The organism is Ruegeria sp. YTSA064 (assembly GCF_059610325.1).
Genome location: NZ_JBXWNK010000009.1, coordinates 196,427 through 206,777, shown reverse-complemented (window position 1 = coordinate 206,777; position 10,351 = coordinate 196,427). Strand labels below are relative to the sequence as shown.

Here is a 10,351-nt window from a genome sequence, read left to right as displayed (position 1 = left end):
GCTTGGCACCGATCTCCTGAATCGGCTTCTTGTTTGCCTCACGGGCAATCTCAATATCGGATTTATAGCTCATTGGGTCGGGTCCCTGATTGAATTCCGTGCACGGCCGACGCGCGGGAGTCGGCGCTAAGCAGTCCTTACGATGGTGCAGCGCCTTAGTGAACACAGATTCCGACATAATCAAGCCGTGAAACGGCTTCGATCCATTTCGGGCATTACCTATAGAGGTCTTATGTTTTCAAGGTGACCAAGGACGTTGATCCGGTACAAACAATGACATGCAATCGCCTATTCGCACTTTGCCTGGCCGTTCAACCCAGGCCGTCACGCCTCTGCGGCCCTGTGCCGCAGATTTGAATAATGCACCATAACCGGGGGAAACGGCCTCTATTTCACGCCCTGGCAGGACACAGGGGCGGTTTTCCATATCAACGGTGATGGTTAAGCCCCCCTCGGCCTGCAGCCGAGAGCTTGGCGGTATGTGGGTAAAATCCGGGATCCCTTTGAGAACCATACTTGCACCCAGCAAAGAGGGATCAAGCCCATCCAGCCGCATATCACGAGCGATCACATCCAGTTCATCAGCGCACAGAACAGAAAGCTGACGCACATTCCTTATCTCAGTGCCGTTCGAGTACAGGTCCCTGACCCGCGAACACGACGCCCGGGTATGCCCCTCATGGCGTGCACCCCGGTCGCCTTCGAATTCGAGATCAAGCGCTTCGACCGCCTGTGCGCTAATAGCGCCACCAACCACTACGTGACCCAACCAGACAACCTCGGCAGCGTATTCCATTTTCCGCAGTACCGGCATTTCCTACATCACCCTCTCGCCTTGTGGGTCATAGAGAACATGCGGGTGATGTGATGGAAAGAAAAAAGACCCGAGCAACGCCCGGGTCTGTCTGGTTAAGCTGAGGGTTCAGGCTCCATGCCACCTTCGGGTGGAGACTTCTTAGCCTTGGTTTTGGGAATCGCGGTGACGCTTGGCGCGTTGCCCTCATCTGGCTTATCGCCTTCGTCATCGCTCTCACTTGGCGATTCTCCATTCATAACCCGCTTGATCTCATCTCCGGTCAGCGTCTCGTATTCGAGCAAACCCTGAGCCAGGCGTTCCCATTCCTCGTTCTTTTCGGTCAGAATCTGGTGCGCGCGCTCATAACCTTGCTGGATCAAGCGCTTCACCTCTTCCTCAATCAGCTCTTTCGTATGAGCCGACACTGAGAATCCGGCAGTATTGCCCGAATAGCCTTCGTGGGCTTCGGCATAGTCAATGTTACCGACCTTGTCCGACATACCCCAGCGCATCACCATAGCCCGCGCCAATTGGCTGGCCTGCATGATGTCGCCTGCAGGGCCATTCGAGACGTGATCTTCGCCGTATTTGATCACCTCGGCTGCCTTACCTGCCATGGTCATGGCCAGTTTCTGCTCGCACTCATCCCGGTGATAGTTCAACCGATCCATCTCGGGTAAGGACACGACCATACCCAGCGCTCCACCGCGTGGAATAATGGTCGCCTTGTATACGGGATCGCACATCGGCAATTCCAGACCAACGACGGCGTGACCGGCCTCGTGATAAGCCGTCTTCTCTTTCTGATCCTGGGTCAGCACCATCGAGCGGCGCTCGGCGCCCATCATCACCTTGTCCTTGGCGTTCTCGAAATCTTCCATGGTGACAAAACGACGACCCACGCGGGCGGCCATCAGCGCGGCCTCGTTCACCAGGTTCGCCAGATCAGCACCCGAGAAGCCGGGTGTACCGCGCGCGATGATACGCAGATCAACATCTGGACCCAAAGGCGTCTTCCGCGCGTGCACGCCCAGTATTTTCTCACGGCCTTTGATGTCAGGGTTGCCGACAGTCACGTTGCGGTCAAACCGGCCCGGACGCAGCAGAGCCGGGTCAAGAACATCCTTACGGTTGGTCGCGGCCAGAATGATCACACCTTCGTTGGCCTCGAACCCGTCCATCTCTACCAGCAGCTGGTTGAGGGTCTGTTCACGTTCGTCGTTACCGCCGCCATAACCAGCACCACGATGACGTCCCACGGCGTCAATCTCGTCGATGAATACGATGCATGGCGCATTCTTCTTGGCCTGTTCGAACATGTCGCGCACACGGGATGCACCTACACCCACAAACATCTCGACAAAGTCTGAACCCGAGATGGTGAAGAACGGCACGCCCGCCTCACCCGCAATCGCGCGGGCCAGCAGCGTTTTACCGGTCCCCGGAGGGCCAACGAGCAACGCTCCTTTTGGAATCTTGCCACCCAAGCGGCTGAACTTCTGCGGGTTGCGCAGGAATTCAACGATTTCTTCCAGTTCTTCCTTGGCCTCATCAATGCCGGCGACGTCGTCAAAGGTTACGCGCCCATGCTTTTCGGTCAGCATCTTAGCCTTGGATTTGCCAAAGCCCATCGCGCCGCCTTTGCCGCCACCCTGCATCCGGTTCATGAAATAGACCCAAACACCGATCAGCAGCAGGAAGGGCAGCAATGTGATCAGGAACGACTGGAACCCTGACTGCTGCTGTTTCACAGCCTCAACAGGGATGTTTTTGTCGATTAGCAGCTTAGTGACCTCGGCATCGGCGGGTTTGATCGTAGTGTAACTGGCGCCGTTCTGAGTCGAATAGCGAATCTGCTCACCGTCCAGCGTGACTTTGTTGACCTCACCACTTTCAACGGCGGACACAAAATCAGAATAGGTTTTTTCATTGCCCTGAAGCGACCCGCTGGGTCCGCTGAACAGGTTGAACAGTGCAAGGATCAGTAGAAACAGAACGACCCAGAAGGCGATGTTGCGAGCGTTGCCCAAGGAAAATCTCCCGAAAGGTTTCGGCAGGTGGGGACCTGCCGGAGTTACCCCTTAAAATAGAGAGGATTGTGGCAGGTTCAATGCGATAAAATCAAAGCCGCAAAGTCAGACCTTTCTGGCAGCAATTCGACGCGCCATTCATTCGCAAAACTGGCCAAAGGTGCCGCCAAAACCGTATCACCAGCCCAAACGGCGGGTGTCGACAATACTGCTGTACGGGGTTTGCCTGTGGAGCGCCAATTTTCGAGCTGCAGAATTCCATCTTCACCCAACGCCCGAATTTCAGCATCTGCATGATTTGGTCCAGATACGATCCAGCGGCGATCCCATGGTTCAAGCGGTCGTGCGCGTTGATCCCTGATGGCGTTTAGCTCTCTGCAAATCCAAGTTTTTTTGCCTTCTGGAACCAGAATACAGCCCCCGAGCGTCGTCGTCTGGCCAGAAGAGATCGCATCCATCACTTGGTCCACCGCGTTGTGACGCGGAGGATAGCCAGCGCCAGCAATCCACAAGACAGACGCAATCACCAAACGCCGGCGAATTTCCTCGGGTAAAGTTTCGAAATCACCGCGGTCGAGACACAAATCGCCATCCGACACCTGGATGCATCTGACAGCGGATTCCTGCGTGTAGCGTGCCAGAGCCTCACGCGCTTGTGCCATATTTTCAGCAACCCTTGACAAGTTCTCTGCGGTGATGCCGATCTGATCCAACCCGGATAGGACCTGACGCGCCTTGATCCGATCAAAGCGATGGTCCTGATTCGAGGGGTCATCAATCCAAGAAATGTCTTGCGCGGTCAGATAGTCTCGTAAGCGCTCACGTGTCATGGTTAGCAATGGGCGCAATAGGGCTATCTCCCCTTCTTTGCGCGACCCGGACATTGCTGAAAGGCCTGAAACGCCCGCTGCGCGCGCCAACCGCATCAGAACGGTTTCGGCCTGATCGTCTGCGGTATGACCCAGTGCGATTGCCTGCAACCCCTTGGCCTTGGCCCAGGCGACAAGCAGTCGATATCGCGCACGCCGCGCCTGATCTTGCAGATTACCGGCTCTGTCCCAACCTTGCCATTTCAGTATTTCATGAGGGATACCCCAGCGCTGCGCCAGTGCCGCGGCAGCCAGAGCTTCCGAGGCTGATTCAGGTCGCAATCCGTGATCGACCGTTGACGCATATAGTTCCAATTGCTCTTGCTGTGCTATGTCCGCCAACAAACGCATGAGGGCAGTCGAATCACTGCCCCCTGAAACCGCCACACCCAGCCGACATGGTAGCGGGTCCGGCAAGCGCGCCCGCACTTCAGCCCGAAGCGTATCGGCGTCAATGTTCAAGAACAGCCCAGCGTTGCCATTTCCTGCACGGCCGAAGCCGCTGGTGCCGAGGTCGGGAACCGCACACCAACTTCGCCGAGTGTAATGCAGGCCTGATCTGTTTGACCCAATTGTCCAAGCGCCGCGCCCAACTCGAACAAAGCCTCGGGGGCCAGGGGGCCTTCGGAATCGCCTGTGAAACTTGCCAAGAACGCGCGTGCAGCTTCCCGGGTATCACCCACCCCTTTAAGCGCCTGCCCGCGCCGCAAATTAGCCTGACTCGCCAGCGGGCTACCGGGATAAGACAGGTCGAACTGCGCAAACAGATCGGCAGCAGTTTGGAAATCCCCATCCGCCAATGCCTGTGAAGCAGCGTCAAAATCCGCCTGCTCACCCACAGCAAGTTCACCTTGATCTGTGTCCGAGGGTTGCGTCGGCGTTGGTGAAGGAGCTACCGCAACTTCCGTTTGTGTCTCACCGCCCAGTGTGGTGGTTTCGCCCAATGTGCTCAGGTCTCCGCCTTCAAGCTCAACCAGACGGAACTCCAGATCACCAATCCGGTTCGTGCCGTCGGTGACGATATTCTGCACCCGCTGGTTCAACTGCTCGGTTTGGCGCGTCAGACGCTGCAACTCGGCCTCGATCGCGTCGACACGTTCCAGAACGGAACTGCCGGACAGGTTCGGCGCGGGCGAGCCTGTGGTCGAAAACTCGCGCTTGAGACGCTGGATTTCAACATGCAGCACGGTCAGTTCCTGACGGATATCCGCCAGCGTCTGCTGATCCTGTGCTTGTGCCACACCAGCGACGGCCACAACCGCCGCCAGAACCAATCCTGCAAATCGCATCATCTTACCCCAAGGTTGAGCCGGTCAGCACCGTCACCGCGCGGCGGTTTTTGGAATAGCAATCCTCGGTGCTGCAAATTTCGATAGGGCGTTCCTTGCCATAACTGACGGTGGTCAATCGGTTGCCCGCAACTCCGCGCGAGATCAAATATTCCCGAGCTGCGTTTGCGCGACGGGCGCCAAGCGCAAGGTTGTATTCGCGCGTGCCCTGCTCGTCCGCGTGGCCTTCGATGTTGGCGACAAAATCCGGGTTGGCCAGCAGCCAGTCGGCCTGCCCCTGAAGAACCGTCTGCGCCTGCGGACTGAGCGTGGACTGGTCGACGGCAAACAGAACCCGGTCGCCAACTGTCTGCTGGAAATAAGCTGGCGAGCGCGGATCACTGGGAGACCCCGGAACCAGAGCACCACTGCCACCGGCACCTCCACCCAGTGCCGACGGATCGTTATTCGTACAGGCAGCAATCAGGGTCAGCACCCCGATAGCCGCGGCTTTGCTCAACAGTTTCATCTCAAGTGCCTCGTGTTTCGTTGTTTATTGCCGCGCTTCTATCACATTGCGGGTTTGTTGTGAACTTTACCCGCTGCCTGTTCCGATCAATTCTGCAGTGGTCCCCAAGACGGGTCGCTACCCCCATCCGGTGTTCGCACAGGACGCAGGTTCCTTCCCGAAATATCCACGGAGTAAAGCGTCGATCGACCGCCCGCGCCTTGTGTTTCGCGGGTGAACATGATGACCCGCCCGTTCGGTGACCAGGTGGGACCTTCGTCTAGGAAAGAAGCGGTCAGAAGACGCTCTTCACTGCCGTCGGTGCGCATAACGCCGATGTGAAAGCGGCCCTTATTCTGCTTGGTAAAGGCAATCAGGTCACCACGCGGAGACCAGACCGGCGTGCCATAGCGCCCCTGCCCGAAACTGATCCGCGTCGCCTCGCCGCCGTTGGCGGGCATGATATATAGCTGCGGAGTGCCCGAGCGGTCGCTTTCGAACACGATCTGGCCACCATCCGGCGAATAGCTTGGTGCGGTTTCGATCGCAGGTGTGTTTGTCAGCCGCACACTTTGACCCGAGGCCAGATCCATCTTCCACAGATCCGTGTTTCCGCCCTGCGTCAGCGAATAAACAATCGAGCGACCATCGGGCGAAAAGCGCGGCGAAAAGCTCATGGTGCCTTCCTGCGTTGGCAATTCCTGCCGTTTCACGCGACCAACATCCAGCACGTAGATGCGTGGCTGACCGGTTTCATAGCTGGTGTACAGCAGCCGGTCACCGGTCGGCGAAAAGCGCGGCGCCAGCACGATGGCGGCGCTGTCAGTCAGGTACTGCACATTCGCGCCGTCATAATCCATGATCGCCAACCGCTTGCGCCGCTGATCCTTCGGGCCACTTTCCGATACGAACGCAACCCGGCTATCAAAATAAGCACCCTCACCGGTGATCCGGGTATAGACCTGATCGGCCACCTTATGCGCCATCCGACGCCAGCCGTCGGTGGTGCCGACAAACTGCAACCCATTGCCCAGTTCCTGACCCGAGAATACGTCCCACACCCGGAACCGAACCGTCAGCCGTTTGCCCGAAACATTGACCGCCCCTGTCACCAATGCTTGCGCGTTTATCGCCTTCCAGTCGGCAAACTGCACCGGGGCATCAAAACTGCTGACCCGGCTGATGAACGCATCCGATGAGATTTCGCGAAACAGGCCCGTTCCCGTCAGGTCCGACACGATCACGCGCGATATATCCTGAGCGTATTGTGCCGCAGAAGGCCCATCCGGCACAAAACTCGGCACCGCAAACGGCATCGGCTCGATGATCCCTTCATCGATTTCCAAGCGCAACGGGCCACTCTGAGCATAGGCCGAGGTCGAAAGAAGAGTCAGGCCAACGAAGAGGCTGGTCAGAAGTTTCATCATTTGATCCGCATCCTCTCGGGATTGAAGGTAATCTCAATATCCTGCCATTGATCGTATTTGTCAGCAGGCAGGTCGTATCCTTTGGCGCCACAGCGTAAAATCGCGCGCCGCGCTGCCTCGTAGGCTTGTTTTGCCGAAGCGGCCGAGCCGCCGGTACTGTCCAGCAGCTGCAGGCTGCCACCGACCACTTTACCGTCCCGGGTAAGCGAGAACCCAACGACGACGACAGTTTCCAGCGCATCCGTCGACAGAGATCCGACATTCCAACACCGCGACACGGCAACCCTCATCGCATCTTTCTCGCCGCTGGTAAGTGGAGGACCCGAAGGTTCGGTACCATTCCCCAGCGCCTCAGCAAGCGCGTCGTTGATTGCCTGATCCTCTTGCGCGGGCTCTGGCGGAGCGGATTCAGGTGCTTCGGCAACCTCAGGCTCGGGTGGTGGCGCCGGACGGTTCGGACGCACGCGCGGGCGGGGCGAGGTGCGGGGAGCCGGGTCCTCGACCTCTTCCGCCTCGGTAACGATCTCGGGCGCGGCTTCTTCAGGAGCAGTCTGGTCCTGCTGCTCTTGCTGAACCTCAGCACCCTCATCCAAAGAGACGGGAGGGGTCTCAATGTCATCAGGTTTCGCCTCCGGCGGGGGTGGTGCAATCTGTTCAGGTGCGATCTTATCTGCGGGGCTCGGTTCCGCCTCGGGACCCGGAGGAACCGGAAGCGCCGCCACCTCGGGCTCGGGCTGTTCAAGCGTCGGGGGCTGTTCGATCAGCTCAGGCTCGGGCTGTATTTCTACCTCCTCGGGCTCCACCTCAGGCTCGGGTTCCGGCTCTGGCTGGGCAACCGGTTCCGGCTCTGGCTGTTCTTCCGGTGCTGGGTCCGGCGTATCAATCTCGTCCGGCTCTGTGGGTTGTTGTAATTCAGCCGGGTCAGTCGGCACCTCTGGTGCCTCCCGCTGGGCGGTCATTGCCGCAAACTGCTCAGACGATATCACGGTGACATCCTGCACTGCCATCGGCAACGGCTCGGACCGGAAGGTCCCTCCGAACAGCGCCCAGCTGATCAGGCTGACATGCGCAATTGCCGAAATCTTGGTGCCGGTCTCCACCGCGCGACCTCACTCTCACCCTTCGTCCAGCGTTGGCCCGCCGGTATCGGTTACAAGACCCACGTTGGAGAACCCGCCTGCATTCAGCGCACCCATGACCTGCATTACCTGCGCATATGGGATAGCACCGTCAGCACGCAGGAACACTCGATCACTGCTGCGCTCAGCCGCAATGGCGCGCAACTTGCCGATCAGCTCTTCGCGCAGCACATCTGTTGTCTGGATCTGTACTCGGCCGTCTGCCGTCAGAGTGACAGTCAATGGTTCTTCGTTGTCACCGGGTAAGGCGCTTGCGGCCGTCTTTGGCAGATCAACGGGCACACCAACGGTGAGCAAAGGGGCAGCCACCATGAAGATAATCAGCAACACCAGCATGACATCCACAAATGGCGTCACATTGATCTCGGCCATCGGCTGGGCACGGCCACGACGCCGCCCGCGCCGGCGTCCGTTATCACCCGAGGATTGCTGAACCGCCGCACCCATCGTCAGCTATCCAACTGTCTGGACAAGATCGTTGCAAATTCATCGGCGAATGCTTCGTAACCGCCTACGATCCGATCACTGTCGGCGCTGAGCTTGTTGTAGAAAATCACTGCCGGAATGGCAGCAAGCAACCCAAGGCCTGTGGCCAGCAACGCCTCGGCAATACCGGGGGCCACAACAGCGAGGTTGGTGTTCTGCTGCTCGGCAATCTCGATAAAGGCGTTCATAATGCCCCAAACTGTGCCGAATAGGCCGATAAATGGTGCAGTCGAACCTACCGTGGCTAGAATGGGCAGTCCTTTTTGCAGCCCTTCGGCTTCTTTCGCGATCGCCACATCCATCGAGCGGTCAATCCGCGCGGTCGCCCCGGCGATCAAACCACCATCGTTACGATGCGAGCGGCGCCACTCGATCATCCCGGCTGCAAAAATCTTCTCAGAACTGCCATCTGGCTGTGTTCCGATCTTCTCGAACAGCTCGTCCAGAGGATTCCCTGACCAAAAGCTTTCGTCAAACACCTGAGCCTCACGACGCGCCGCCCGGTAATTGATCAGCTTTTGAATGATGATCGCCCAAGACCAAAAGGATGCGATCAAAAGGATCAGCATCACGATTTTGACGATAAATGTCGCGCGGGCAAACAGCCCCCACATGGAGAAATCGATCTCCTGCGCCAGCGCCAGCGTTTCAGCTTCCATGAACCTGCTCTTTGTTTTGCCTGATGGCCATTTGGCCTTGTTTTGCCAAACGCTAACGCAGATGGATATGAAAAGCCAACAGAACCACCCCTGAGGGTGAAAATGTTACATCAATGCGCGAATCTCTGCCGGAAGGCGCACAGGCTTACCCTGCGCATTCATGCAAACCGCGGTGACTGCGGCACGAAAGATCTCGGTTTCACCACGCCTAACCAATTGCGACATCGTCAGCCGCGCACCCGATAGTGAAACCATCTCGGTTTCCACCACCAATTCATCTTCGAAGCGCGCGGCAGCCAGATAATCCGCCTCGATCCGCCGCACGACCCAGACAATACCCGCATCCCGCATCGCGTTCTGATCATTGCCCAGCTTGCGCACCCAGTCTGACCGGGCGCGTTCGATGAACTTCAGGTAATTCGCGTGATAGACCACCCCGCCCATGTCGGTGTCTTCGTAATACACGCGAACCGGGTAAACATGTTTCATTGCGGTTGTTCCAATCGGGCAAACAGACGCAACGCATGAGAGGAATCCTGCGCTGCCCCGGGTAAAACCGGATCGTAGGCGGCGCGGATCAAGGCGGCAATATCAGGCCGTAAGATCGTTGCGTCACCTGCGATGGCCAAAGGTGACGCGCTACGGAATGCCGTATCGGACCATAGCAGAATGGTCTGCACCACCTGGCTGAGCGCCAGTGTTTCCGCCGGGACCTTGGACATCTCCTTGTCCATGCGCAGAAACACAAAAGCCGCGCGAATTGCGCCATCTTCTTCGAACCGGAAAATGCGATACTGATTGGCATCAGCGGCAACCAACCGCTCGACCAATGGAGCCAAATCCGGGATCAGGCGATCCAGGTCAGGAACTTCCAACAACTCCTGCCAATCTCGGAAGAAGAAGACCATGCAGTTGGCACCCAGTTCAGGGTCCGTCTCGGTCATCTTATGACCGGCCAGAGTGACGACCGCTTCAAACGCGCCTTTGACGGTCGCGAGTGTCCCATCCTCGACACCGAATACGATTGGAGCGATGGGCCGCCCCCAGCGCGCAAACAAAAACTCACCGTTTTCGCGCGTGAACAGCGCTTGGATCTCTTCCGGAGTCACGCTTGAACCTTCATCTTCTGAAAAATACTCTCAGTGAGAGGCATAAAATCTCTTGCGAAC

General features: G+C 57.8%; 11 protein-coding genes. All 11 read right to left on the bottom strand.

Annotated elements, in window-relative coordinates; genetic code table 11:
- Window positions 1–238 precede the first annotated feature (238 nt).
- Window positions 239–814, bottom strand: coding sequence for an MOSC domain-containing protein (locus AC2FI7_RS15370; protein WP_010438171.1), 576 nt, complete (start codon window positions 812–814; stop codon window positions 239–241).
- A gap of 95 nt (window positions 815–909) precedes the next feature.
- Window positions 910–2,826, bottom strand: coding sequence for an ATP-dependent zinc metalloprotease FtsH (gene ftsH, locus AC2FI7_RS15365; RefSeq protein ID WP_010438169.1), 1,917 nt, complete (start codon window positions 2,824–2,826; stop codon window positions 910–912).
- Window positions 2,827–2,903: 77 nt separating this feature from the next.
- The gene (tilS, locus tag AC2FI7_RS15360; protein ID WP_496816466.1) at window positions 2,904–4,157 is read right to left on the bottom strand and encodes a tRNA lysidine(34) synthetase TilS; all 1,254 of its coding nucleotides are present in this window, start codon (window positions 4,155–4,157) and stop codon (window positions 2,904–2,906) included.
- Window positions 4,154–4,984, bottom strand: coding sequence for a tol-pal system protein YbgF (gene ybgF / locus AC2FI7_RS15355; protein WP_010438165.1), 831 nt, complete (start codon window positions 4,982–4,984; stop codon window positions 4,154–4,156). The genes tilS and ybgF overlap by 4 nt, the downstream gene beginning before the upstream one ends.
- A gap of 4 nt (window positions 4,985–4,988) precedes the next feature.
- Entirely contained in the window at window positions 4,989–5,492 is a 504-nt protein-coding gene (pal, locus tag AC2FI7_RS15350) for a peptidoglycan-associated lipoprotein Pal (protein ID WP_010438162.1), read from the bottom strand.
- An 86-nt stretch (window positions 5,493–5,578) separates the two neighbouring features.
- Window positions 5,579–6,898 (bottom strand): Tol-Pal system beta propeller repeat protein TolB, encoded by a 1,320-nt coding sequence (gene tolB, locus AC2FI7_RS15345; protein WP_010438160.1) that lies wholly within the window; start codon window positions 6,896–6,898, stop codon window positions 5,579–5,581.
- On the bottom strand, window positions 6,895–7,998 hold the full coding sequence (tolA, locus tag AC2FI7_RS15340) for a cell envelope integrity protein TolA (protein ID WP_496816469.1): 1,104 nt from the start codon (window positions 7,996–7,998) through the stop codon (window positions 6,895–6,897). The genes tolB and tolA overlap by 4 nt, the downstream gene beginning before the upstream one ends.
- Before the next feature lie 15 nt (window positions 7,999–8,013).
- A complete protein-coding gene (tolR, locus tag AC2FI7_RS15335) occupies window positions 8,014–8,484 on the bottom strand; it encodes a protein TolR (protein WP_010438155.1) in 471 nt (156 codons plus the stop codon).
- A 2-nt stretch (window positions 8,485–8,486) separates the two neighbouring features.
- Window positions 8,487–9,182 (bottom strand): protein TolQ, encoded by a 696-nt coding sequence (tolQ, locus tag AC2FI7_RS15330; RefSeq protein ID WP_010438152.1) that lies wholly within the window; start codon window positions 9,180–9,182, stop codon window positions 8,487–8,489.
- 105 nt (window positions 9,183–9,287) lie between these two features.
- Window positions 9,288–9,671 (bottom strand): tol-pal system-associated acyl-CoA thioesterase, encoded by a 384-nt coding sequence (ybgC, locus tag AC2FI7_RS15325; protein ID WP_010438150.1) that lies wholly within the window; start codon window positions 9,669–9,671, stop codon window positions 9,288–9,290.
- Entirely contained in the window at window positions 9,668–10,291 is a 624-nt protein-coding gene (locus AC2FI7_RS15320; RefSeq protein ID WP_010438144.1) for a hypothetical protein, read from the bottom strand. The genes ybgC and AC2FI7_RS15320 overlap by 4 nt, the downstream gene beginning before the upstream one ends.
- Window positions 10,292–10,351: the final 60 nt, after the last annotated feature.

Bases quoted from the DNA above. Each gene is read 5' to 3' on its own strand.
- ybgC (WP_010438150.1), bottom strand. From the start codon at position 9,671: ATGAAACATGTTTACCCGGTTCGCGTGTATTACGAAGACACCGACATG.
- tolR (WP_010438155.1), bottom strand. From the start codon at position 8,484: ATGGGTGCGGCGGTTCAGCAATCCTCGGGTGATAACGGACGCCGGCGC.
- ybgF (WP_010438165.1), bottom strand. From the start codon at position 4,984: ATGCGATTTGCAGGATTGGTTCTGGCGGCGGTTGTGGCCGTCGCTGGT.
- pal (WP_010438162.1), bottom strand. From the start codon at position 5,492: ATGAAACTGTTGAGCAAAGCCGCGGCTATCGGGGTGCTGACCCTGATT.
- tolQ (WP_010438152.1), bottom strand. From the start codon at position 9,182: ATGGAAGCTGAAACGCTGGCGCTGGCGCAGGAGATCGATTTCTCCATG.
- tolB (WP_010438160.1), bottom strand. From the start codon at position 6,898: ATGATGAAACTTCTGACCAGCCTCTTCGTTGGCCTGACTCTTCTTTCG.
- AC2FI7_RS15370 (WP_010438171.1), bottom strand. From the start codon at position 814: ATGCCGGTACTGCGGAAAATGGAATACGCTGCCGAGGTTGTCTGGTTG.